Source organism: Paenibacillus sp. J31TS4, from assembly GCF_018403265.1.
GTDB lineage: Bacteria > Bacillota > Bacilli > Paenibacillales > NBRC-103111 > J31TS4.
Map to the genome: position 1 here is coordinate 1600180 of NZ_BOSI01000001.1, position 23165 is coordinate 1623344.

Consider the following 23165-nt stretch of genomic DNA (forward strand, 5'->3'; position numbering starts at 1 on the left):
GACGGATGACGATGAACCGAAAGAGACTAGCACCACCGCACAAGGCCGCCCCGCCGACGCGTCTGCTGACGGGAGTGCTGGCGGCTCTGCTCACCGGTCTGCTGCTCGGCGCTTCCTCCGCGGCCGCCGATCCGGTGCTGCCCGTCCCTCTCCTGCCCGAGTCGTGCAGCCTGGCGCTGCAGCCGCTGGAGGGACTCAGCCTGCTGGCCGAAGGCGCCGCAGAGATCTACCAGGTGAGCCTGACGCCGAGCTTCCCGCGCACGAGCATCCGTATTGAGGCGTCCCATCTGCCGGCGCCCTCAAGCATTGGGCCGTTCGACCGGTACGAGGGCGTCGCCTACGCGCCCGACGAGATCAGCTGGCGGTTTCCGCTCGCGCCCGCTCCCGAAGCGGAGATTCCGACCTGGGCCGGGCGGATCGACGAAGGGTCCGCCACGCGGCAGCAGGTGCGGATCGAAGTTCGGCCTTACAATTCGGCGACGAACGCCGCGGGGCCCGCCCTGCTCGCGAGCTCGACCGAAGCTTGCCGGTAGCGGTGCAGCACGGGACGGCTCCTGAGGCGGAGGCCGACCGCTTCATAGCGGCTGAGTCAGCGCCGGCTCACGCAAAAAAAGCCGGACTCTCGGGATGAGAGTCCGGCTTTTTTATATGGTTTGGCTGGCCGCGAAGTGGCCCTCACGGCTCCTTCCGCTTCCGACGGAAGCATCCCCTCTCCACTTCCGGCGGAGCATCTCCTCCCGCCCCCTACACACTTCCGGCGGAGCATCCCCTCTCGGAAGAGCGGAGCGTCCGCCTTTGCTTTCGGGAATCATCCTCGATCTTCTAATCAAGGATTCCCGAAAGCAACAGCGGCTGGAGAGAGGGGATGCGGAGCCCGCAGCGGCTGGAGAGAGGGGATGCGGAGCCCGCAGCGGCTGGAGAGAGGGGATGCGGAGCCCCCAGTGGCTGGAGAGAGGAGAAACGGAGCCCGAGCTCCTATGCGAAGACCGGCTCTTTGTGAGCCGACAGCTTCTCAAGCGAATGCTTCTCCACATCGGCGTGCAGGCTGTTGCCGTGCGAGTCCATCGTGACGATCGCCGCGAAGCCCTCGGTTTGCAGATGCCACATCGCTTCCGGAATGCCGAATTCCATGAAATCGACGCCCTCCACCTTTTTCAGGCACTTGGCATAATACTGTGCCGCGCCGCCGATGGCGTTCAGATACACAGCCCCGTGCTCGCCCAGCGCCTTGAGCGTCTTCGGTCCCATGCCGCCCTTGCCGATGACGGCGCGGATGCCGAATTTCTTCAGAATGTCGCCCTGATACGGCTCCTCGCGGATGCTGGTCGTCGGGCCGGCCGCCTTGACGGTCCATTCGCCGTTCTCGTCCTTCGCCATAACCGGCCCGCAGTGATAGATGACCGAGCCGTTCAGATCGACCGGAGAGTCATGGTCCATCAGGTACTTGTGCAGCGCGTCGCGGCCGGTATGCATGAGGCCGTTGATGATGACGACGTCGCCCACCTTCAGCTGGCGAACTTGCTCCTCGGTAATCGGCGTCGTCAGCACGACCTCGCGCCGCTCGCCCGGCTGGGCGGCTGCCGCCGACTGGTCCGCTTCGTCCTTCACGCTGATCTTGCCGTTGCCCTGGTACTGCCATTCCTTGATCTCGCCGGTCTGGCCGTCGAGGATGACGCCTTGGCGACGGTAAGCCCAGCAGTTATAAGCAACCGAGACGAAGAAGCTCGCCGGCAGCCGGTTCATAACGCCTACCTTGCAGCCGAGCAGCGTCACCTGGCCGCCGAAGCCCATCGTGCCGATGCCGAACTGGTTCGCCGTCTCGAGCACATACTCTTCGAGCTTGCGCAGATCTTCGTTCGGGTTCACATCGTTCACTTCGCGGAACAGCTGCTGCTTGGCCAGCTCGTACCCGGTTGTCCGGTCGCCGCCGATGCCCACGCCAATAAAGCCCGCGCTGCAGCCCTGTCCCTGGGCCTGGTAGACTGCGTGCAGGATGCACTTGCGGATGCCGTCAAGATCGCGTCCCGCTTTGCCGAGGCCCTCAAGCTCCATCGGCAGGCTGTACTGGATGTTCTTGTTCTCGCAGCCGCCGCCCTTCAGGATGAGCTTGATCTCCACATCGTCGCGCTCCCACTGCTCGAAGTGGATGACCGGGGTGCCCGGACCGAGGTTGTCCCCGCTGTTCGCGCCGGTCAGCGAATCCACCGAGTTCGGACGCAGCTTGGCGTCCTTGGTCGCCTGGCGGATCGCCTCGAGGATCTGCTTCTTCATCACAATCTGGTTGGCGCCGACCGGCGTATGCACGACGAACGTCGGCATGCCGGTATCCTGGCAAATCGGAGATACGTTGCACTCCGCCATTTCAATATTGTCAGCGATCGTCGACAGCGACAGCGCCGCGCGCGTCCCCTGGTCTTCTTTCTCGCGCGCCAGCTTCACAGCCTCCCGCACATCATTAGGCAAATTAGTCGACGTTTCGACGATCAGTTTGTAGACACTCTCCTGAAAATGCTGCATTTTCTAGGACTCCTCTCATTGTCATTCCGCCCTTGAACCCGTATAATTAGGACGTTGCTAGCAAACATTGCTAGATTCCTCCATGGGGAGAGTCGGATTTCCACTCCTCATTATAGCATAGAACAAGCAGGACGAGGTATCCGGAAAGCTCAACCGAAAGGATCCATTATGATTCGTATTCTTATCCGCAGCGCGCTGCTGGCCGTCATCGGCCTCACGCTGCTTATCTCCACTCTCAGCGCCTTCAAGCCCAAGGAGTATTACAGCGACCAGGTGGCGGTGCTGATGTACCACCATGTACACGACACGGATGAGAGCTCGGGGACGATTACGTCCAAGCTCTTTCGCGACCAGCTGACCTATTTGACAGACAAGGGCTACAACTTTATCAGCCTGGCTGAATTCAAGCGGTTCCTCGGCGGCGCGCCCGTACCGGACAACGCCGTCCTGGTCACCTTCGACGACGGATATGAGAGCTTCTACAAGAACGCCTATCCCATCCTGAAGGAAAAAACCATTCCGGCTGTCAACTTCATCATCACCAAGGATTTGGCCGATCCGCAGGCCAGCTACATTCCTTCGCTGTCGCGAGACGAAATCCGGCAGATGACGAGCGAATTCTCCGGCATCGATGCCCAGTGCCACACGAACGACCTGCACGAGAAGACCGACGGCAAAGCCCGCATGACCAACAAGCTGAAGACGGCAAACGGCACGCTGGAGACCGACGAGGAGTATCACCAGCGCATCGTGAACGACACCAAGGCATGCGTCGGAAGCCTTGACGGCCTGTACGACGCGCCGATCGACTCGCTGGCGTATCCGTTCGGCATCTTCAACGAACAGGCCGCGCAATATGTCCAGGAAGGCGGCATCAAGTACGCCTTCACGATTCTGCCCAAGATGGTCACCCGCGGCGCCAACCCGCTCAACCTTCCGCGGATCAACGCCGGCAGTCCGTACATCACGCCCGAGAGCCTGCACAATATGATCCTGCGGCGGGTCACCGTGACGAACCATCCGTACGAGAAGGTAAGCCTGCGTGACACGCTGGAGCAGATCGGCGGCGATTTGACCAAGGACCCGGCCGACGGCCGCCTGGTCATCGAGTACAACGGCAGCAGCTGGAAGCTTGAGCCGAACAGCCGGACCGTTGAATCGAACGGCGAGACGTTCGAGATCGAGAGGCCGCTCAAGGTTTCCCACAAGCGCACACAAATTTCGCTGACCGACCTGGAACGCATTTTGGGCGTAAGGATCAGCCTCGATCCCGTTACCAAGACGTTCACGACCCAGCTGCCGACGCACAGCGAGATCGGCAGCGACAAGATGAGCCAACCCGCAAGCCGGTCCGGCCCCTAGCGCCGGCCGGTCTTTTTTTGTCCCTTACCGCCTTTTCTTGTCCCTCATCCACCGCCATAAAGGAGGCTGGCAGAATGCACGCTCATTTCTTTGCCTATATGTATCGTCTCCGTTATATCGAAAGATGGAGCCTGATGCGCAATACCGTCCGGGAAAGCGTGGCGGAGCATTCGTTCCACGTCGCTCTGCTTACCCATGCGCTCTGCACGATCGGCAACGAGGTGTTCGGCCGGTCGCTGCCCGTGGACCGCGCCGTCTCGATGGCGCTGTTCCATGACGCCACGGAGGTGTTCACCGGCGACATTCCGACCCCGGTCAAGCACCAGAACGCCGACATTCTGTCTGCGTTCCGGGAGATCGAGCGGCTTGCCGGGGACAGGCTGCAGGGGACGCTGCCCCCCGCGCTCCAATCGGCCTACGCTCCGCTTCTCTCGGACGCGGACCCGGCCGATGCCGAGCTGCGGCGGATGATCAAGGCGGCCGATCTGCTCGACGCCTACATCAAATGCGCGACCGAGCTGTCGGCGGGCAATCGCGAGTTCGCCGTCGCCAAGACGCAGATCGGGCAGTCGCTCGCAGCGCTGGAATCGGACGAGGTCCGCTACTTTCTGGAGCATCTCGCTCCGAGCCTCGAGAAAACGCTGGACGAGCTGTCCGATTAGCGAGACAGGGCAGCAATAAAAAGGGAAGGCCCCGGCTTCGCGGGTCCTTCCCTTTGCAATATCTCGAACGGCTGTTACGAGCGAGCCTCCCAGGGAAAAGCTTGGGTTCGATAAAGTCTTACTAAACGTTGTCTGTTCTTCCTTCCAGGTTCTGTCGGCGCCAAGCTCCTCTTCCTATTGGCAGCTAGACCAGCTCGGTCCGCGTCGGCTCCACCGCCGCTGCCGATGCCTGCCGCCATTCGGCAAACTGCACTTGGAGCTTGTCCCAATCGCTCATATTCACGGGCTGTCCCAGCTCGGCCTGCGCCTTCCGGAATGCCTCCCATTCCTGCAGGTCGGCCGAGAGGGTGCTCCCCGTGCGACCGGATCGGCAGGATACTATCAAAGCCATAGCCTTTCACCTCATCGTTCGTGGTCTCCCGCTCAGCCGCTTTTGCAAGCCAGCCAGCTGGAGGGAGTTAAGTAATCTTTACCCCTTTACGGTTCCCCGTGAAACGAGCCGGCAACAAAAAAAGCTTCCCGTCCGAAAACGGGAAGCTTTTCGCTTATGAGGGGAACACAGCCGCGCTCCTCAGTCGAACGCGTTAGCCTTGCACCACTTTGATGACTTGGCGAACCGATTCCGCCGATTTGTCGAGAGCGGCCTTCTCTTCGCCGGTCAGCTCGAGCTCGAACACCTTCTCGATGCCGCCGCCGCCGAGCAGCGTCGGGACGCCCATGAAGAGGTTGTCGTAGCCGTACTCGCCTTCGAGAAGGGCGATGGCGGGGAGAACCCGCTTCTTGTCCTTCACGATCGCTTCGGTCATCTGGACGAGCGAAGCCGCCGGCGCGTAGTAGGCCGAGCCGTTGCCGAGCAGGTTGACGATCTCGCCGCCGCCCGTGCGCGTGCGCTGAACGATAGCCTCGATGCGGTCGGCCGGGATAAGCTTCTCGATCGGGATGCCGCCGACGTTGGAGTAACGGACGAGCGGAACCATGTCGTCGCCGTGGCCGCCGAGCACGAAGCCGCGGACGTCTTCTACCGAGACGTTCAGCTCCTGCGCGATGAAGGTGCAGTAGCGGGCGGTATCGAGCACGCCGGACTGGCCGATGACACGGTTTTTCGGGAAGCCGAGCGTCTGGTAGGCCACGTAGGTCATCGCGTCAACCGGGTTGCTGAGGATGAGGACGATGGCCTCCGGCGCTACCTGCTTCACGTTCTCGCAGACGCTCTTCATGATACCGGCGTTGGTGTTCACGAGGTCGTCGCGGCTCATGCCGGGCTTGCGGGCGATCCCTGCGGTGATGATGACGATGTCCGAATCTTTGGCGTCTTCATAGCTGGAGGTGCCGATGATGGTGGCATCGAAGCCCTGAACCGGGCTTGCCTCCATCATGTCTAACGCTTTGCCCTTTGTAGGGTTTTCGAGCTGCGGAATGTCGATCAGCACGACGTCCCCGAGCTCTTTTTGAGCGAGCATAAGAGCGGTGGTTGCTCCGGTGAAGCCTGCACCGACGACCGTCAACTTTTTACGACGAATAGCCATGATTGAACTTCCTCCTTGTATGTGTAGGTAGCCCGCATGCCGGTCGGCAATGGTACGAAGGACACTGCCCGATGGGCAGCGTCCTTCTCACATAGCAGCGTCCGTTTACAGGTGCTTAATGATTTCGTCGGCGAATTCGGAGCACTTCACTTGAGTGGCCCCTTCCATCAGACGGGCGAAATCGTAAGTAACTGTTTTGTTGTTGATCGCAGTGCTCATCCCTTTGTAGATGAGGTCAGCCGCTTCCTGCCAGCCGAGGTGCTCGAGCATCATGACGCCGGACAGAATAACGGAGCCCGGGTTCACGACGTCCTTGTCCGCATACTTCGGAGCAGTACCGTGCGTAGCTTCGAAGATCGCGTGGCCGGTCACGTAGTTGATGTTGGCACCAGGTGCGATGCCGATGCCGCCGACTTGGGCAGCCAGTGCGTCGGACAGGTAGTCGCCGTTCAGGTTCAGCGTCGCGATGACGTCGAAGTCCGTCGGGCGCGTCAGCACTTGCTGCAGCGCGATGTCGGCGATGGCGTCCTTCACGATGATCTTGCCTGCGTCTTCGGCAACCTTTTGCGCTTGGTTCGCCGCATCGGCTCCTTGCTCTTCCTTGATGCGGTCGTATTGCGCCCAAGTGAAGACCTTGTCGCCGAACTCTTGCTCGGCCAGCTCATAGCCCCAGTTTTTGAACGCACCCTCGGTGTATTTCATGATGTTGCCCTTGTGCACGAGCGTTACGCTCTTGCGTCCATGCTTGATCGCGTATTCGATCGCTGCACGGATCAGGCGGGTCGAGCCTTCGCGGGAAACCGGCTTGATGCCGATACCGGACGTTTCCGGGAAGCGGATTTTGTTCACGCCCATTTCGTTCTGCAGGAACTCGATCACTTTCTTCACTTCCGCAGAACCTTCCTGGTACTCGATGCCGGCATAGATGTCCTCTGTGTTCTCACGGAAGATAACCATGTCGACGAGCTCCGGACGCTTAACCGGCGACGGAACGCCGTCGAAGTAGCGAACCGGACGCAGGCAGGTGTACAGGTCGAGCTCCTGGCGAAGCGCCACGTTCAGGGAACGGATGCCGCCGCCTACCGGAGTGGTCAGCGGGCCTTTGATGGCGACGATGTACTCGCGGATGGCGGTCAGCGTGTCGCTCGGCAGCCAGTTGTTGAATTTATTGAAGGCTTTTTCGCCTGCGAACACTTCGTACCAGGCGATTTTCTTTTCGCCGTTGTAAGCTTTCTCGACAGCAGCATCCAGAACGCGCTTGGATGCCTTCCAGATATCGCGGCCGGTGCCGTCGCCTTCGATGAACGGAATCACCGGGTTGTTAGGAACCTGAAGCGCGCTGTCCTTAATCGTAATGCGCTCTCCCTCGGTCGGTTGTGCATATTGTTCGAATTGAGCCATGAATGAATCCTCCTCAATAGGGATTGGGATGCGGAAACCCGCATCGAATGCTATATGGATCCGCGCAAGAGCAAACGGGAAGCCGGAAGACCGGACCCGTTTGGCGGCTGGGCGGCAGGCGGAGCCTCGTCCGGCGGCCGGGTGATACTCGGGCCGGACAGAGGGACGCGTATGGGCCGGGTTGTCCGGCAGCCGGATTAACGCTTCTCGATCGGCACGTATGGAGCAGTAGCCGGACCGGTGTATTCGGCGCGAGGACGGATGAGACGGTTATTCTCATACTGCTCGAGAATATGGGCGGTCCATCCGGACATCCGGCTGATCGCGAAGATCGGTGTGAACAGGTCGCGCGGGATGCGGAGCGAAGTGTAGACGGAAGCGGAATAGAAGTCGACGTTCGGCTTCAGTCCCTTCTTGCTCGTCACGAGCTCTTCGATCTGGGTGGACATGTTGAACCAGTTCATGTTGCCCGTGATCTTGCCGAGCTCCTCGGACATCTTCATCAGATGCTTCGCGCGCGGGTCGCCGTTCTTGTAGACACGGTGGCCGAAGCCCATCAGCTTCTCCTTATTCTCGAGCTTGCGGTTGACGTAAGACTCGACATTGTCGGCCGTGCCGATTTCTTCGAGCATGGCCATAACCGCTTCGTTCGCGCCGCCGTGCAGCGGTCCCTTCAGGGCGCCGATGGCGGAAGTGATTCCCGAGTAAATGTCGGACAACGTCGCAACGGTTACGCGGGCCGCGAACGTAGAGGCGTTCAGCTCATGGTCGGCATGAAGCACGAGAGCCTTGTTCAATGCTTCTACCGCGATGTCCTCCGGCTGCTCGCCGGTCAGCATATAAAGGAAGTTATGGGCAAGAGATACGCCGCTCTTCGGAGCGATCGGCTCTTTGCCTTCGCGAATGCGCGCAAAGGCAGCTACGATCGTGCCGACCTGCGCCTGCAGACGGATCGCTTTGCGCACGTTCGCCTCCCTGCTCATCTCGTTAGCTTCCTTGTCGTACAGCGCCAGGCTCGAAATAGCGGTACGGAGTGCTGCCATCGAGTTGACGCCCTTCGGATACATCTTGAGCTGTTCGAGGATCTGGGAAGGAACTGCCGCGTTCTCCACGAGGTCCTTGTTCAGCTGATCGAGCTCGGATTGGGTCGGCAGCTTGCCGAACCACAGCAGGTAGACCACTTCTTCGAAGCTTGCCTGCTCCGCCAGATCATCGATGTTGATGCCGCGATATGTGAGTACACCGTCGATGATCGAGCTGATCGAGGACGTTGTGGCGACGATTCCTTCCAAACCTTTGGTTGCCGTCATCCTTCATCTCTCCTTTAACCTATAGTAAGCGAATTATAAATAACATTTATCACTTTCCTCTGTTAATCTTAAAGGATTTTGTCGAAGAAGTGAACTCCGCTCTCATAAAACTTCATTATCGGCTCATAAAGCATTTTTCGCACCAGAGGGGACTAGCGTATGTATCGACGCCGCCCCCCTAGAAGGTTTTGCCAAAGGGACGAAATTATTCTGGATTTCTGCAAATTTCCCCCAGAAAGGGAGCTTACACGCATCCTGTTGCTCTCGTCCCTTCACAAACTTGTCCGGCTTTCATCGGGCTCGTCCCTTCACAGACTTGTCCGGCAGGTCGGCGGTTCTATCTCGAAGCTAGTTCGGTACGGAAGACCCTGCGTCCGTTTTCGACGCCCGCCTTAGCGGCGGATGAAGATTCTCGCCTGGCCGCGCTCGAACAGCCTGCGCAGCAGAAGCAGCAGCCAAGCTTTGGCCAGCGGCCGCGTAAAGGGCAGAACAAGGAAGAGACCGATCAGGTCGCTTAGGAAGCCCGGCACGATGAGCAGCACGCCTCCCGCGAACAGGCACATGCCGTCCAGCAAAGCCTGTCCCGGCATCTGCCCGCTCGCCCATTGGAGCTTCGCGAACTGCCAGGCTTTGCGGGCTTCCCGTTTCACGAGCAGCGCTCCGGCAAGGGCCGATACGAGCAGCAGCACCAAGGTCGGCCATCCGCCGATCCAGCGGCCGACCAGGTACAGCACGACGAGCTCAAGCGCCGGAAAGAGCAGAAGCAGCAGGGGCAGCCGTCCAATGCGCCTCATTGGACTCCCTCGCTTCCGCTCAGTTTGCCGAGCAGGCCGAAGAGCTCCGGCTCCCGCTTATCCAGGCGAACCGGCTTCCACTCTGCGTTCACCCAGATATGCCGCGTTCGTCCGCTCACCAAGAGCTCACCCGCCGGCTCGTCTACCGGCTCGGAACGAAGCAAAGTGCCCGGCGTTTCCCCGGTTGCCCCTGCCGGATCGCCGGCACCGGTCTCGAGGCGAACCTGGGATTCAAATTCAAGCATCCGTCCGGTTGCCGCCGCCACCCGCGTATACAGGCTGACAATGTCGTCGTACCGGGCAGGCTTCCGAAACGCCTGCTCCGCCTCGATGAGCGGCAGCAGGAGTCCTCGCTCCTCAAACGTCCGGTACGGAACGCCCGCCGCCCGAATCAGCTCCGTTCTTCCGATCTCGAACCATGTCAGATAATTCGCGTGGTAGACGACGCCCATCTGGTCCGTCTCCTCATAACGCACCCGAATTTGGTGCTTGAACCACATTGCTCGCTCCTCCTTGCTGCCCTGTATCCTTTCCTAGCATACCATACATTGCCGGAAAGAAGAAAATGCTGGCGGACCGCCGCCGTCCTTCGCTAGGGTTCGTCAATAGCCCAAGAGTTATCCAGCCTCTTCTCTCCCCTAGCATGTCAGGTTATCTACGTTCCACAGAGGTGGCGGAAGGACCCGCAACCCGGATCGCTGTCCCGGCGGCTTCTTCTCGACTTGACGGCCGGCATTGGCTCCCTCCCGGGCGCCCCTGGACCAACCAAAAAACCGCCCCTACGGCGGCGCCTCCAAAGGTAGCTCGTGGCTAACGGTTGGGCCTCCGTTCCGATCGGGACGGTTCTCTATGCGGAATTTGATGAAAGGCCGGGAAGACGAAGCTCCCGCAGCCGGATTCCCTTACAAGACGTTCGCTTTGCCGGAATAGATGACCCCTTGCTCGGCGTAAACAGTCGCTTCCATACCGTCGGACAGCTTCTCGGTCGCCTTGTCGACGCCGATGACCACCGGGATGCCCAGGCTGAGGCAGACGACTGCCGCATGCGAAGTGATGCCGCCGGTCTCGGTGATGACCGCCGACGCCTTCTCGATCGCCGGCATGTATTCACGGTCCGTCGACACGGTGACGAGAATATCGCCCTGCTCCGTCTTCTCGACCGCTTCCTCCGGCGAATGGGCAACCACAACCTTGCCTGTCGCGCTCAGCGAGCCGATGCCCTGGCCTTGTGCGATGAGCTTGCCGACATGGTGGACCTTGATCAGGTTGGTAGCGCCCGACTGGCCGACCGGCACGCCGGCGGTCAGGATGACGAGGTCTCCGAGGCGGAACAAGTCCTGCCGGGTCCCTGCCTCAACTGCCATCTCGATCATTTCGTCGGTTGTCTTCGCTTCCTCGCCCTTCACCGGAATAACGCCCCATACCAGAGCCATCCGGCGCATAATCCGCTCGGAGCGGGTGTAGGCGATGATTGGTGCAGCAGGCCGATACTTGGAGACCATCCGGGCCGTATAGCCGCTCTCCGTCGGTGTGACAATCGCTTTGGCATGCAGGTCGAGCGCCGCGTTCGCTACCGCCTGGCTGATCGCTTCGGTAACGGTCGTCTGCTGGGCGTAGCTCTGCTTCAGGAAGATCTCCCGGTGCTGCAGCGCGGATTCCGCCCGCTCGGCGATGCGTGCCATCGTCTCTACCGATTCGACCGGGTATTTGCCCGCAGCCGTCTCGCCGGACAGCATGATCGCGTCGGTGCCGTCGAAGATCGCGTTGGCGACGTCGTTCGCTTCGGCGCGGGTCGGACGCGGATTGCGCTGCATCGAATCCAGCATTTGCGTAGCCGTGATAACCGGCTTGCCGAAATGGTTGCACTTGCTGATGATCGTCTTCTGAACGAGCGGCACTTCCTCCGCCGGAATCTCGACGCCGAGGTCGCCGCGGGCGACCATGAGGCCGTCGGAGACTTCGAGAATCTCGTCGAGGTTGTCCACGCCCTCTTGGTTCTCGATCTTGGAGATGATCTGGATGTGCGTCGCGTCATGCTTTTCGAGCAGCTCGCGGATCTCCAGAACGTCGCTAGCCTTGCGCACGAAGGAAGCGGCGATGAAATCGACGCCCTGCTCGATACCGAACACAATGTCGCTGGCGTCCTTCTCGGTAATCCCAGGAAGCGAGATCTTTACGCCCGGGACGTTGACACCCTTCTTGCTCTTGATCTGGCCGCCGTTTACGACGCGGCATTCGATCTCGGTGCCCTCCACCTTCAGCACCTTGAGGCCGATCAGGCCGTCATCGATCAGAATCGTCGAACCGGGCTCTACATCGCCCGGCAGTTCTTTATAGGTGACGGAGATGCGGGAACGGTCGCCCAGAATCTCTTCGGTCGTAAGAACGATCGTCTCGTCCTGGATGAGCTCGATCGGCTCTTGCTTCAGCTTGCCGGTCCGGATCTCCGGGCCTTTGGTGTCGAGCAGCAGCGCGATCGGCTTGTTCATCTCCTGGGACGCCTCTCGGATATTCCGGATGCGGCCGCCGTGCTCCTCATAGTCGCCGTGGGAAAAATTGAGGCGGGCGACGTTCATGCCCGCCTTCATCAGCTTGCGGAGCATGTCGGGCGATTCGCTGGCGGGCCCGATGGTACAGACAATCTTGGATTTGCGCATGGTTAGTCCTCCTGTATAGTCAAGCCGCGGAGGCCCGGGAACGAGCGGCCGCGGTTGGTCTTCCCTTTCTAGTTAAAACCAAATCAAGGCCGGTCAAACGTATAGGCGCCAATTGACCGGAATTTTTGGTACCGCTGCTCCTGCAGCTCGTCTCCACACAGGCCGAGCAGCTCCTGCAGATGCGTCCAAAGCGCGTCCTTGATAAAGGCCGCCTGCTCCTCCAGGCTCCGGTGCGAGCCGCCCCGCGGTTCCGGGATGATGCCGTCGATGACGCCGAGCTCCAGAATGTCTCTAGCCGTGATCTTCATCGTCTGCGCCGCCTGGAGAGACTTGCTCGCATCCTTGAACAGGATGGAGGCGGCCCCTTCCGGCGAGATAACGGAGTAGATCGCATTCTCAAGCATGAGGACGCGGTTCCCGACGCCGAGCGCGAGAGCGCCGCCGCTGCCGCCTTCGCCGATAATGACGCAGATAACCGGCACGCGGAAGCCCGCCATCTCAAGCAGGTTGCGGGCGATCGCCTCCGCCTGTCCCCGCTCCTCGGCAGAGCCGCCCGGGTAAGCGCCGGACGTGTCAATAAAGGTGACGATCGGCCGGTGGAACTTGTCCGCCTGCTTCATGAGACGCAGCGCCTTGCGGAAGCCCTCCGGGTGCGGCATCCCAAAGTTACGCGCGATGTTATCTTTGGTATCCTTGCCCTTCTGATGGCCGACGACAGTCACGGGGACGCCGTTCAGCCGCGCAATGCCGCCGACGATCGCGAGATCGTCTCCGTAGAGGCGGTCACCGTGCAGCTCAAGAAAGTCCGTGAAGACCGCCTGGATATAATCGAGCGTCGTAGGCCGCTGCGGAAACCGGGCGATCTGCATCCGGTGCTGCACCGTCAAATTGTCGTAGATCTCCTCTTCGAGCTTCTGGTACCTCTCCTCGAGCCGGAGAATCTCGTCCGCGAAGTCGATGTTCTTCTCGTTCCCGAACCGGCGAAGCTCCTCGATCTTGGCCCGCAGCTCGGCAAGAGGCTGTTCAAATGGCAAATCACCTGCCATCGGAGGCAACCCCCTTTACTGTGTGCATGTCTAAAATCCGGGTAAGCGTCGACCGCATCTCCTTGCGGTGTACCACCCGGTCCAACTGGCCGTGCGCCAAGTTAAACTCCGCCGTCTGGAAGTTGTCCGGCAGCTTCTGCCGGATGGTTTGTTCGATGACGCGCCGTCCCGCAAAGCCGATAATCGTCCCCGGTTCGGCCAGTATGTAGTCGCCGAGCATGGCGAAGCTTGCGCTGACGCCTCCGAGAGTCGGGTCCGTCAGCACGGAGATGTACAGCCCGCCGTTCTCCTGAAAGCGCCCCAAAACGGCGCTCGTTTTGGCCATCTGCATCAGGGCGAGGATGCTCTCCTGCATTCTCGCGCCGCCCGATGTCGAGAAGATGATGACTGGGTACTTCTTCTGCATAGCCACTTCGACGGCGCGGGCGATTTTCTCGCCGACCACGCTGCCGAGCGATCCGGTGAAAAATTCGAAGCTCATGACGCATACGACGACGGGGAAGCCGCCAATGGTGCCTTCTCCTGTCAGAACCGCGTCATTACTCCCGGTTTTCTCGCGCATTTTCTTGATTTTCTCGGGATAGCCGGGGAAGCCGAGCGGGTCGGCCGAGATCATGTCACTGTCGAATTCGAACAGCCGGCCGTCGTCCAGCGTCATGCGGACCCGTTCCAACCCGTTTAAAATAAAATGATACCCGCAGGAGGAACAAACCTTAAGGTTTTTGTCCAATTCCATGCTGAATTGGATCGTTCCGCACCGTGGGCATTTATTGGCAATCCCTTCGGGAATATCGCGCTTCGTCTTCTCAGACGGGATCGTGGCGTACTTCTTCTTCTTCTGGAAAATATCTTTAAGCACGTTTCCACCTCACAAGGCGTCAGTTAGCAGGCATTATCGATGAAGAATGGTATTTAACACTTCCTGGACCTCTTCCAGCTCCCCCTCGGGAACGAGGATCTCGAACTGGTTCTTCGTCATGCTGATCGCCCTTGTCTGCACAAGGAACCCTTCCTCTGTCAATGTTTGCTTGATGCGATCGGCAATCTTGACGGTCGGGGCAATGTAAATAACCGTCCACATGATAAGAACCCTCCTACCTGCTTCAAATGCCCATACAATGGAATAATGATAACACATGTCCACTTTTTATCGCAACACAGCATAGGGCTGCAGAATCAGGAAGAACCCGGTTCGCCAGAGCGAACCGGGTTCCGTCTACTTGACGCGCACGCATCCCCGGCCCAGCAGCTCCTCGATTTGCCGGAACAAATCGGGGGACGGCTTGACTCGGTACTGCTCGCTCAGCATGATCGTGCGCTGGTCTTTTTCGTAAAAGAGCACGACGGGCAGCGGTCCTCCGCTTCCTTTGAGGATCGCCTGCAGCTCGGACAGCGTGCCGCTGTTCTCGTGCTGCGCGTCCACCTTCACGTAGACGCGCTGCGCCGGTGCGCTCCCGCCGCGGGCTGCCGAGCTTGCGCTGCCGCTCCCGCGCTGCGCTGGTGCGCCTTCGCTGCGAGCCGCCGGGTTCGCGCCTCCGCTGCCGCGCTGCGCCGGTGCGCCTCTGCCGCGGGCCGCGGGCGGCCCGGCGTAGCCGCCGGCCGGGCGGCCGGAGCGGCGCTGCGCGGCGTGCCGGGCGGCCTCGCGCCAGCCCGCGTCGTCGCCGAGCGCATAGACTTGGCCGGCCAGCAGCTTGGCGCCATCCTCGTCCTGGTGCTGGAGGCGCGCCTTGACCAGCAGCAGCTTGCCTTTGTCGACCAGGCTGCCGTACTGCTTCCACGCCTCCGGGAACAAGACGACTTCGACCTTGTCGATGCGGTCCTCAAGCTCGGCGAATGCCATCTGCTGGCCCTTCTTGGTGACGATAAGCCGAACCGAGACGACCATGCCCGCGACGACTACCTCGGCGTTCTCCGGCAGCTCGGCCAGCTCGTGCAGTTGCTCCGTCTCCGCTTCCTTGAGTCGGTCCTCGTACGTGTCGAGCGGATGGCCGGACAGGTAGAGACCGAGCAGTTCCCGCTCCAGCTCAAGCAGCTGCATGCCGGAGAAGGGGCGGATCTCGGGATAGTCGATCGTCCAGTTGACCTCCTCGGTGAACCCGAACAGATGGAGCTGCAGATCCTCCCGCTCCTTCTTCCACTTCACGGCCGCCTCCACGGTCTCGTCGAGCACCGCGAGCAGCTGCGCCCGGTGCCCGCGCAGCGAGCCGAAGGCACCCGCCTGGATAAGCGATTCGATAACGCGTTTGTTGCAGACGCGCAGATCGACCCGGCGGCAAAAGTCGAGCAGATTATCGAACGGTCCTGCTTCCCTCGCCTTCAGAATCGCCTCGATCGCCTGCGTGCCGACGTTCTTGATCGCGGCCAGTCCAAAGCGGATGCTGCCGGGGGACGACGGCTCGGCCGTCCCCTCTTTTCCCGGTTTGCGCGCCGACGGCTCCCCGGTCCGACCCTCCGGATCAAGCAGGCTCGTACCGCCGGGGGACGTTCCGGTCGCCCCCTCTTCGGCATCTTCCGGTCGGGCCTCCCCGCCGGCAGATCCGACCGCAACCGGCGTGAAGTAGACGCCGCTCTCGTTGACGTCCGGCGGCAGGACGGCGATCCCGGTGCGCCGGCACTCGTCGACATATTCGGCCACCTTGCGATGGTTGCCCATGACGGAAGCGAGCATCGATGCCATGAACGGAACCGGGTAGTGGGCTTTGAGGTAGGCGGTCTGGTACGCCAGAACGCCGTAGGCCGTCGCATGGGCGCGCGGGAAGCCATAGTCGGCGAACCGGACGATCATATCGTAGACGCGGTTCGCTTCTTCCTCGGTATAGCCCTGCTTCAAGCTTCCCCCGACAAAATGGGCCCGCTGCTCGTCCAATACTTCCCGCTTCTTCTTGCTGACCGCTCTTCGCAGCAGGTCGGCCTCGCCGAGGCTGAAGCCGGCCATCGCGGCCGCGATTTGCATGATCTGCTCCTGGTAGACGATGATGCCGTACGTATCCTCCAGAATCGGCACGAGCGAGGGATGGGGGTATTCGACCTCGACCTGCCCGTGCTTGCCCTGGATATACTTGGGGATGAATTCCATCGGTCCCGGACGGTACAGCGCCACTACCGAGATGACGTCCTCGAACTGGCTCGGCTTCAGCTCCTTCAGCACACGCCGCATGCCGGCCGACTCGAGCTGAAAAATACCGGTCGTGTCGCCGCGGCTCATCAGCTCGTAAGTCTTAAGATCGTCGTATTCGGCGTTTTCGAACGCGATCTCCACGCCGTACTGCTCCTTCACCGACCGGATCGTCCGCTCGATAATGGAGAGCGTGCGCAAGCCGAGGAAGTCCATCTTCAGCAGCCCGATCGCTTCCAGATGCTCCATCGCGTATTGGGTGAGCGGCGTTCCCTCCGCCCCCTCCTGCAGCGGCACATAGTGGGTCAGCGGTTCCCGGGAGATGACGACCCCGGCGGCATGCGTCGAGGCGTGCCGAGGCATGCCCTCGACCTTGCGGGCCATCTCGAGCAGCTCGGCCGTCTTCGGATGCCCGGCGGCCAGCTTCTTGAGCTCGGGACTCGTCTCGATCGCCCGGTCGAGCGAGATGCCGAGCGCATGCGGGATCAGCTTGGCCGCCCGGTCCACCTCGTAGTACGGCATGTTCAGCACGCGCCCGACGTCCCGGACGGCCCCGCGGGCGGCCATCGTGCCGAAGGTGATGATCTGGGCGACCCGGTCCGCCCCGTACTTGCGGACGACGTAGTCAATTACCTCTTCGCGGCGGATGTCGCTGAAGTCGATGTCGATATCGGGCATCGTCACCCGCTCCGGATTGAGGAAGCGCTCGAACAGCAGCCGGTATCGAATCGGGTCGACGTTCGTGATGCCGAGCGTGTAGGCGACGAGACTGCCCGCCGACGAGCCCCGGCCCGGACCGACGGCAATTCCCTGCTCATGCGCGAACCGGATGAAATCCCAGACGACCAGGAAATAATCCGAGAAGCCCATGCTGTCGATCACGCCCAGCTCGTATTCGAGCCTCGCCTCCACCGTTCGCCGAAATTCACCGTCCGGCCAATCTTCGCGGGTTCCGTAGCGCCGCTTGAGCCCCTCCCCACACAATTCGCGAAGATACTCTCCAGCCGACATTCCACGCGGAATCGGCTCGAACCGAGGCAGCACCGATTCGTCAAATTTCAGTTCAAGCCGGCATTTGTCGGCAACGGCAGCCGTATTCGCGAGCGCCTCGGGCGCATGCGCGAACAGTCTCGCCATCTCCTCGCCGCTCTTCAGATAGAGCTGGTTCGTGTCCATCTTGAACCGTTCGGGGTCGTCCATCGATTTGCCGGTCCCGATGCAGAGCAGAATGTCCTGGACGGCGCTGTCCTCCGGCCGGACATAATGCACGTCGTTCGTCGCTACGAGCGGAATGCCGGTCTCCTCCGCCAGCCCCAGCATCGCATGCATGACCTTCTTCTGATCCAGCATGCCGTGGTCCTGCAGCTCCAGGTAATAATCGTCTCCGAATACGCTCCGGAACCATTCGGCGGAACGCTTCGCCTCCTCGTACCGGCCGTGAAGCAGATGCTGCGAAATTTCGCTGCCGAGACACGAGCTGAGGCAGACGAGTCCCTCGGCGTGGCGGGCGAGGTGCTCCTTGTCGATGCGGGGCCGGTAATGGAACCCCTCCAAATGCCCGATCGAGCACAGCTTCATCAGATTGCGGTAGCCCGTCTCGTTCTTGGCCAGCAGGATCAAATGGTAGATCGGCTGCTCCTGCCGCGTCCCCTTCGTATGCAGCGAGCCTTCCGTAATGTAGACCTCGCAGCCAAGGATCGGGCGGATGCCGCGCTTCACGCATGCCTTATAGAACGGGATCGCTCCGTACATGACTCCGTGATCCGTCAGGGCTAAGGACCGCATGCCGAGCTCCGCCGCCCGATCGACCAGCTCTCCGATCCGCGCCGCCCCGTCGAGCAGACTATATTCGCTGTGTACATGCAGATGGACAAACTCCGTCATCGCTCACGCTACCTCGCTTTCTTCTCCTTCCAGTTTACCATAGAACAGGCGGGCAGGCGAACCCATATTCGCCTTTTGCTCATAGGACTTCCCCTGCTTAAGGGCTTTGTGTCTCCCGCCCGGGCCCGGCAAAATCTCCTTCTAACTTGTCCGTCCCTCTCATATCCATAAGCATACAATCCTTGACGGAGGAAGGGACGCTCTATGGCGCAATTTCTGACGAAGCTATCCATCGATTTTTTCGTGGCGTTCGGCATCGTACTCGGCGGGAGTCTGCTGGGCGGCATCGGCGCCACTATCATTCTCCAGCCGCCAGCAATCTATATGGAACGGATCGCAGGCAATATCAAGATATGGGCGATGGTGGCCGCGGTCGGCGGCACGATCGACCCCCTCCGGGTCATTGAGTTCAACATAACGGAAGGCTATCTCTCCCCCGCAATCAAGCAGATTCTTTACTTCATCGGAGCCTTCATCGGGGCTCAGATGGGCTTTCATCTCGTGCAGTGGATTTGCAGAGGCAGCGGGCAGCCATGAGGGTCCCCCCGTTCGAACGCTACACCCGATGGATGGCGGGATTCGGGCTTTTCCTGTGCGGCATGATTGTTGGCAGCGCCGTCTTCATGGCCATCTTCCAGCAGACGTCCACTATTCTCTCGGTTCGGAACAAAGAGCTTAGCAAGCAGGTTGAGGAGCTGAAGACCAATCTGGATACGGTGAACAAAAACCGGACCAAGCAAGCCTATATCGGGGCGATCACGGTTCATCTCGTGCGTGAGGACGCAGCCGGGGGAGACAGCCTCGACGAGCAGACCGCCATCGAGCTGGAGAAGCGGGTCTCCCGCGACCTGAAGCCGATCAGCGGCAAGCCTGTGGCCGAGCTGCGCAAAGATCCGCTGCTGTACATGCGGCTCATTGAAGATAAGCTGTACCCCGGCGTGTTCGACCGAGACTATCAGGTACACGTCAAATCGCTCGCGATCGTCCAATCGGACCTGACCGTCTGGGTAACCGCAAGCGCCTGGAAAAGAAATTGATTTTCCCCTCCAAACTCAGTAGAGTTAAGGGGACGACCTATTCAAAAGGATGATGACCCGCCATGCTTTGGTATAACTATGTTCTCTTCGCGGCGGTTTGTGTGTCCGCCCTCTTCTCCGTCATCTACAGCTTCCGGTACAGGAGGAGAAGCGATCCTCGCCAGCGCGGCCTGGACGCTTCGCGGATGAACATCAGCATGGGCTTTATGCTCGTGCTGCTCGCCGTTACCCAAGTGTTCACGTATGAATTCTCCATCGCCCGCTCCCTCGTCGGAGCCGTGTTCTTCGTACTCGGGCTCTTCAATCTGTTCGCGGGCTACAAGAACCGCGCCATCTTCCGCAAACAGGGCTGACGAGAAGCACGCAAGCCAAACAGCCTGCCCCGGATGGGACAGGCTGCCGGATCCCGCAAGGGATCTTTTTTTATGAGGAGATTGCTAGAGTTGAATGCCGGTAACGCTATATTTAATAGAAGCAACAGGTTGACCGGTGGTGTCAGGATTCCCCCAACGCCTGTCCGCGCTGCCGTCTCGCGGACCCCCGTACGTTCTCCTCCGCCGCTTCTTCCTCCTCTTCCGCTTCGTCCTCTGCACGCTTTACGGATTTGGCACGTTTCGGTCCCGGCACGCCGCTCTCCGTCTTCAGCGCCTTGAGCAGCGAGACGCACATGCCGACCAGAATGATTGCGAACGGAAGCGCCGCTACGATCGAGGCGGTTTGCAGCCCGTTCAGCCCACCGCTGATGAGCAGCACGACCGCGATGGCCGACTGCACGACTCCCCATGTGATCTTGACGCGGTTCGACGGGTTCAGACGGCCGTCCGAGGACAGCATGCCGAGCACGAACGTAGCCGAATCGGCGGACGTGACGAAGAACATAACGATGAGCAGGGTCGCCAGCGCCGCGATGATCGTACCAAGCGGCAGCTGTTCCAGCGTCAGGAACAGAGCCGAGGTGACATCCTGCTGAACCGCCTCCGCGAGAGGGAGCTGGTCCAGAATCTGGAGCTTGAGGCCGGTGCCGCCGAAGATGGCGAACCAGAGGAACCCGAACAGGCTCGGGACGAGCAATACGCCGAGCACGAATTCCTTGATCGTCCGGCCTCTCGACACGCGGGCGATGAACGTGCCGACGAACGGCGCCCAGGCGATCCACCATGCCCAGTAGAACAGCGTCCATGCGCCGATCCAGCTTCCCTGCGAGAACGGAGTCAGCCGCAGGCTCATCTGAATGATATTCTGCAGATAGCCCCCGACCGTAACCGTGAACGTATCCAGAATGAAGGACGTCGGTCCCATCACGAACACGAACAGCATAAGGATAACCGCGATGACAAGGTTCGTATTGCTGAGCAGCTTGATCCCTTTGTCGAGCCCCGTCGTAGCGGACACGATGAACAGCACCGTCACGACGGCGATGATGACTACCTGCGAGCTGTTTCCGGCGGGAATGCCGAACAGATGGGTCAGCCCCCCGTTGATCTGCAGCGCCCCCAGTCCGAGCGAGGTCGCTACCCCGAACACCGTCGCGATAATGGCCAGAATGTCGATCGCCTTGCCGATCGGTCCGTTGACGCGGTCTCCGAGCAGCGGAACGAACGTGGCGCTGATCAGGCCCTTATGGCCTTTGCGGTATTGGAAGTAGGCGAGCGCCAGCGCGATGACCGTATAGACCGCCCACGGATGCAGCCCCCAATGGAAGAACGAGTACCGCATCGCCAGCCTGGCCGCTTCCGGCGTGCCTCCCGCCGCTCCCTCGGGCGGCGTCAAATAATGGGACAGAGGCTCGGCGACTCCCCAGAAGACGAGCCCGATGCCCATCCCCGCGCTGAAGAGCATCGCGAACCAAGTGATTCTTGAATACTTCGGCTTCTCGTCATCGGCCCCCAGCTTGATATGACCGTATTTGCTGAACGCCAGGTACAGCGAGAACAGCAGGAAGCCGAACGTCGCGAGCAGATAGAACCAGCCGAACTTCTCGATCGTGAACGCAAACAACGCATCGGCGGCAGCCGTCAGCTGTCCGGGCGCCAGCGCTCCCCACAGAACGAACAGTCCGATAATCGTCAATGAAATGATAAACACCATGCCAATGCATCTCCTCCAAATGTCAGATTAAAACGGCCGGACGATAAGAAAAGCATCCCCTTTCCTCCCCGTTCGGCATACAAAAAACGCAAAAAGGAGCTTAGCGGCAGCTCCTTTTAATTCCGAGTAGATCACTCGTACATTTTGCTATTGTAACAAAAACCGCCAGGCATTTCAAAGAAAAGCAAGAATGTTCTGAATATGGGCGGCGGCTCACGGCGCCGAACCAGCAGTAAAACCGGCCCTGCAAGCAGTGGATTCTCCCGGCAGGAAGCCGCTATTGATCGAACACTTGCGCCGTGAGCATCGCCTTGCCGGCCAGCCGGTCGCCGTCGTAAACCTCGATGTCGATCTTGCCGAATTTGCGGCTGACCTCAATAAGGCGGGGCCGGATGACAATCTCCCTCTCCATCTGTACCGGATGCAGGAAATAGGTCGTGACATTATCGATCACGAGGTCGCCCTTGCGGTAATCCTGAATGAGCCGGTAGGCCGCCTGGGTCATGAGCATGGTCAGCACACCGGAGGAGACGGAGCCGAGCCGGTTCGTCATTTGGGGCGTGACCGTTCCGCGCATGCACAGGGCGCCCGTCTCGTCGCGGCACTCCTCGAAGCCGGACCAGATCAAATCCTCGAACGTCTCGCCGATCTGGGGCTGCCGGGAGATATACTGCATGACCTTCAGCACGTCCTTGCGGCTGATGACGCCAATCATCTTGCGATTCTGGTCGACGACAGGCAACAGCTCAATGCCCTCCCACACCATCAAATGCGCGGCCGAGGCGACCGAGGCGTGCTGGTGAATCGTAATGGGGTTGCGGGTCATCAGCTTGTCGATCGTCTGCTCCTGCCGGGCATCGACCATATCCTTGGACGTCACCATGCCGACGACGCGGTTCCACTCGTCGACGACCGGGAAGCGGTTATGGCCGGTCTCCTCGATCAGCTTGCGCCAATCCTTGACCCGGCTCCCGTACTTCAGCGCGTAAACGACGCTCTCCGGCGACAGAATGTCCTGCACGAGCATGATCTTCTTCTTGATCAGCCGGTCGTAAATGGCGCGGTTGATCATCGAAGCGACCGTGAACGTGTCGTAGCTGCTCGAGATAATCGGCAGCGCCAGCTCATCCGCCAGCTTCACCACCTCGTCGCTCGCCGAGAATCCGCCCGTAATCAGGACGGCGGCTCCTTGCTCCAGCGCGCACAGATGGGCCTTGTCCCGGTTGCCCACGATTAGCAGATTGCCCGGCTCGATGTAGCGGAGCATCGCCTCCTGCTGCATTGCGCCGATAACGAATTTGCTCAGCGTCTTGTCCAATCCCTCCGACCCGCCGAGTACTTCTCCGTCAACGATATTGGCGACCTCCGCAAAGGTCAGCTTGTCTATGTTATGCCGTTCCTTCTTCTCGATCCGAACCGAGCCGATCCGTTCCTTCGTGCTGATCAGCCCCAGCGTCTCGGCTTCCTTGATGGCCCGGTAGGCGGTTCCTTCCGAGACCTCCATCTCCCGGGCGATCTGGCGGACGGAGATCTTCGTGCCGACCTTGAGCCCCTCGATATGACGAAGAATCCATTCGTGCTTCGTCAGAGCCTCGTCCTTATCTTGGATGTCCATATCCTGTCCGCTCCTTCCGCTATCTGTATCATTCTGTACTATCTCTATATTATAGAACAGAATGAACCCGAACAGCAACGTTCTCTTGGCAGCAGATAGCCTGCCCGCAGGAAACCTCCTCTCCTGTTCCCTCCCCTGCTCCCGCAGTCCC

20 protein-coding genes are annotated in these 23165 nt (G+C 60.3%); 6 read left to right on the forward strand and 14 right to left on the reverse strand.

The window, feature by feature from the left end; all coding sequences use genetic code 11:
• Nucleotides 1-11: 11 nt before the first annotated feature.
• Nucleotides 12-533, forward strand: coding sequence for a YoqH family protein (locus KJS47_RS07395; protein WP_213524072.1), 522 nt, complete (start codon nt 12-14; stop codon nt 531-533).
• A 442-nt stretch (nt 534-975) separates the two neighbouring features.
• On the opposite strand, the gene KJS47_RS07400 is transcribed toward KJS47_RS07395, so the two are convergent.
• Nucleotides 976-2517 (reverse strand): fumarate hydratase, encoded by a 1542-nt coding sequence (locus KJS47_RS07400; RefSeq protein ID WP_213524074.1) that lies wholly within the window; start codon nt 2515-2517, stop codon nt 976-978.
• A 168-nt stretch (nt 2518-2685) separates the two neighbouring features.
• Here KJS47_RS07400 and KJS47_RS07405 point away from each other — a divergent pair, with 168 nt between their 5' ends.
• Nucleotides 2686-3879, forward strand: a complete 1194-nt coding sequence (locus tag KJS47_RS07405; RefSeq protein ID WP_213524076.1) for a polysaccharide deacetylase family protein — start codon at nt 2686-2688, stop codon at nt 3877-3879.
• Nucleotides 3880-3953: 74 nt separating this feature from the next.
• A complete protein-coding gene (gene yfbR, locus KJS47_RS07410) occupies nt 3954-4541 on the forward strand; it encodes a 5'-deoxynucleotidase (protein WP_213524078.1) in 588 nt (195 codons plus the stop codon).
• A 184-nt stretch (nt 4542-4725) separates the two neighbouring features.
• Here yfbR and KJS47_RS07415 read toward each other — a convergent pair whose 3' ends face one another.
• From KJS47_RS07415 to KJS47_RS07465, 11 genes are all read right to left on the reverse strand, one after another.
• Nucleotides 4726-4932 carry a hypothetical protein gene (locus tag KJS47_RS07415; RefSeq protein ID WP_213524080.1) on the reverse strand — a complete coding sequence of 69 codons (207 nt, stop codon included), beginning with the start codon at nt 4930-4932 and terminating at the stop codon, nt 4726-4728.
• A gap of 193 nt (nt 4933-5125) precedes the next feature.
• Nucleotides 5126-6067, reverse strand: coding sequence for a malate dehydrogenase (mdh, locus tag KJS47_RS07420; RefSeq protein ID WP_213524082.1), 942 nt, complete (start codon nt 6065-6067; stop codon nt 5126-5128).
• A 105-nt stretch (nt 6068-6172) separates the two neighbouring features.
• The gene (icd, locus tag KJS47_RS07425) at nt 6173-7468 is read right to left on the reverse strand and encodes an NADP-dependent isocitrate dehydrogenase (protein WP_213524084.1); all 1296 of its coding nucleotides are present in this window, start codon (nt 7466-7468) and stop codon (nt 6173-6175) included.
• A gap of 197 nt (nt 7469-7665) precedes the next feature.
• Nucleotides 7666-8778, reverse strand: a complete 1113-nt coding sequence (citZ, locus tag KJS47_RS07430) for a citrate synthase (protein ID WP_213524086.1) — start codon at nt 8776-8778, stop codon at nt 7666-7668.
• 392 nt (nt 8779-9170) lie between these two features.
• Entirely contained in the window at nt 9171-9572 is a 402-nt protein-coding gene (locus KJS47_RS07435) for an FxsA family protein (protein WP_213524088.1), read from the reverse strand.
• Nucleotides 9569-10072: an acyl-CoA thioesterase gene (locus KJS47_RS07440; RefSeq protein WP_213524090.1), complete on the reverse strand. Its 504-nt coding sequence runs from the start codon at nt 10070-10072 to the stop codon at nt 9569-9571. The genes KJS47_RS07435 and KJS47_RS07440 overlap by 4 nt, the downstream gene beginning before the upstream one ends.
• A gap of 402 nt (nt 10073-10474) precedes the next feature.
• Nucleotides 10475-12229 carry a pyruvate kinase gene (gene pyk, locus KJS47_RS07445; protein ID WP_213524092.1) on the reverse strand — a complete coding sequence of 585 codons (1755 nt, stop codon included), beginning with the start codon at nt 12227-12229 and terminating at the stop codon, nt 10475-10477.
• An 83-nt stretch (nt 12230-12312) separates the two neighbouring features.
• On the reverse strand, nt 12313-13275 hold the full coding sequence (gene accA, locus KJS47_RS07450) for an acetyl-CoA carboxylase carboxyl transferase subunit alpha (RefSeq protein WP_213524094.1): 963 nt from the start codon (nt 13273-13275) through the stop codon (nt 12313-12315).
• Nucleotides 13265-14134, reverse strand: coding sequence for an acetyl-CoA carboxylase, carboxyltransferase subunit beta (gene accD / locus KJS47_RS07455; protein WP_213524096.1), 870 nt, complete (start codon nt 14132-14134; stop codon nt 13265-13267). The genes accA and accD overlap by 11 nt, the downstream gene beginning before the upstream one ends.
• A 33-nt stretch (nt 14135-14167) precedes the next feature.
• Nucleotides 14168-14356, reverse strand: a complete 189-nt coding sequence (locus tag KJS47_RS07460) for a glutamate decarboxylase (protein WP_213524098.1) — start codon at nt 14354-14356, stop codon at nt 14168-14170.
• A gap of 135 nt (nt 14357-14491) precedes the next feature.
• Nucleotides 14492-18274 carry a DNA polymerase III subunit alpha gene (locus tag KJS47_RS07465; protein ID WP_213524101.1) on the reverse strand — a complete coding sequence of 1261 codons (3783 nt, stop codon included), beginning with the start codon at nt 18272-18274 and terminating at the stop codon, nt 14492-14494.
• Nucleotides 18275-18478: 204 nt separating this feature from the next.
• Here KJS47_RS07465 and KJS47_RS07470 point away from each other — a divergent pair, with 204 nt between their 5' ends.
• The 3 genes from KJS47_RS07470 (at nt 18479) to KJS47_RS07480 (ending at nt 19664) form a co-directional block, all read left to right on the forward strand.
• Nucleotides 18479-18811 carry a YtrH family sporulation protein gene (locus KJS47_RS07470; protein ID WP_213524103.1) on the forward strand — a complete coding sequence of 111 codons (333 nt, stop codon included), beginning with the start codon at nt 18479-18481 and terminating at the stop codon, nt 18809-18811.
• On the forward strand, nt 18808-19311 hold the full coding sequence (locus KJS47_RS07475; RefSeq protein ID WP_213524105.1) for a sporulation membrane protein YtrI: 504 nt from the start codon (nt 18808-18810) through the stop codon (nt 19309-19311). The genes KJS47_RS07470 and KJS47_RS07475 overlap by 4 nt, the downstream gene beginning before the upstream one ends.
• Nucleotides 19312-19373: 62 nt before the next feature.
• Nucleotides 19374-19664, forward strand: coding sequence for a YtpI family protein (locus KJS47_RS07480; RefSeq protein WP_213524107.1), 291 nt, complete (start codon nt 19374-19376; stop codon nt 19662-19664).
• A gap of 142 nt (nt 19665-19806) precedes the next feature.
• Here KJS47_RS07480 and KJS47_RS07485 read toward each other — a convergent pair whose 3' ends face one another.
• Together KJS47_RS07485 and KJS47_RS07490 are read right to left on the reverse strand one after the other, a co-directional pair.
• A complete protein-coding gene (locus tag KJS47_RS07485) occupies nt 19807-21399 on the reverse strand; it encodes a glycine betaine uptake BCCT transporter (RefSeq protein WP_213524110.1) in 1593 nt (530 codons plus the stop codon).
• 277 nt (nt 21400-21676) lie between these two features.
• Nucleotides 21677-23014: a DRTGG domain-containing protein gene (locus KJS47_RS07490; protein WP_213524112.1), complete on the reverse strand. Its 1338-nt coding sequence runs from the start codon at nt 23012-23014 to the stop codon at nt 21677-21679.
• Between the last annotated feature and the right edge of the window lie 151 nt (nt 23015-23165).

What these genes read in the sequence shown, in the direction of transcription:
- KJS47_RS07395 (WP_213524072.1), top strand. Translation starts at nt 12, where the DNA reads ATGAACCGAAAGAGACTAGCACCACCGCACAAGGCCGCCCCGCCGACG.
- KJS47_RS07400 (WP_213524074.1), bottom strand. Translation starts at nt 2,517, where the DNA reads ATGCAGCATTTTCAGGAGAGTGTCTACAAACTGATCGTCGAAACGTCG.
- KJS47_RS07405 (WP_213524076.1), top strand. Translation starts at nt 2,686, where the DNA reads ATGATTCGTATTCTTATCCGCAGCGCGCTGCTGGCCGTCATCGGCCTC.
- yfbR (WP_213524078.1), top strand. Translation starts at nt 3,954, where the DNA reads ATGCACGCTCATTTCTTTGCCTATATGTATCGTCTCCGTTATATCGAA.
- KJS47_RS07415 (WP_213524080.1), bottom strand. Translation starts at nt 4,932, where the DNA reads ATGGCTTTGATAGTATCCTGCCGATCCGGTCGCACGGGGAGCACCCTC.
- mdh (WP_213524082.1), bottom strand. Translation starts at nt 6,067, where the DNA reads ATGGCTATTCGTCGTAAAAAGTTGACGGTCGTCGGTGCAGGCTTCACC.
- icd (WP_213524084.1), bottom strand. Translation starts at nt 7,468, where the DNA reads ATGGCTCAATTCGAACAATATGCACAACCGACCGAGGGAGAGCGCATT.
- citZ (WP_213524086.1), bottom strand. Translation starts at nt 8,778, where the DNA reads ATGACGGCAACCAAAGGTTTGGAAGGAATCGTCGCCACAACGTCCTCG.
- KJS47_RS07435 (WP_213524088.1), bottom strand. Translation starts at nt 9,572, where the DNA reads ATGAGGCGCATTGGACGGCTGCCCCTGCTGCTTCTGCTCTTTCCGGCG.
- KJS47_RS07440 (WP_213524090.1), bottom strand. Translation starts at nt 10,072, where the DNA reads ATGTGGTTCAAGCACCAAATTCGGGTGCGTTATGAGGAGACGGACCAG.
- pyk (WP_213524092.1), bottom strand. Translation starts at nt 12,229, where the DNA reads ATGCGCAAATCCAAGATTGTCTGTACCATCGGGCCCGCCAGCGAATCG.
- accA (WP_213524094.1), bottom strand. Translation starts at nt 13,275, where the DNA reads ATGGCAGGTGATTTGCCATTTGAACAGCCTCTTGCCGAGCTGCGGGCC.
- KJS47_RS07460 (WP_213524098.1), bottom strand. Translation starts at nt 14,356, where the DNA reads ATGTGGACGGTTATTTACATTGCCCCGACCGTCAAGATTGCCGATCGC.
- KJS47_RS07465 (WP_213524101.1), bottom strand. Translation starts at nt 18,274, where the DNA reads ATGACGGAGTTTGTCCATCTGCATGTACACAGCGAATATAGTCTGCTC.
- KJS47_RS07470 (WP_213524103.1), top strand. Translation starts at nt 18,479, where the DNA reads ATGGCGCAATTTCTGACGAAGCTATCCATCGATTTTTTCGTGGCGTTC.
- KJS47_RS07475 (WP_213524105.1), top strand. Translation starts at nt 18,808, where the DNA reads ATGAGGGTCCCCCCGTTCGAACGCTACACCCGATGGATGGCGGGATTC.
- KJS47_RS07480 (WP_213524107.1), top strand. Translation starts at nt 19,374, where the DNA reads ATGCTTTGGTATAACTATGTTCTCTTCGCGGCGGTTTGTGTGTCCGCC.
- KJS47_RS07485 (WP_213524110.1), bottom strand. Translation starts at nt 21,399, where the DNA reads ATGGTGTTTATCATTTCATTGACGATTATCGGACTGTTCGTTCTGTGG.
- KJS47_RS07490 (WP_213524112.1), bottom strand. Translation starts at nt 23,014, where the DNA reads ATGGACATCCAAGATAAGGACGAGGCTCTGACGAAGCACGAATGGATT.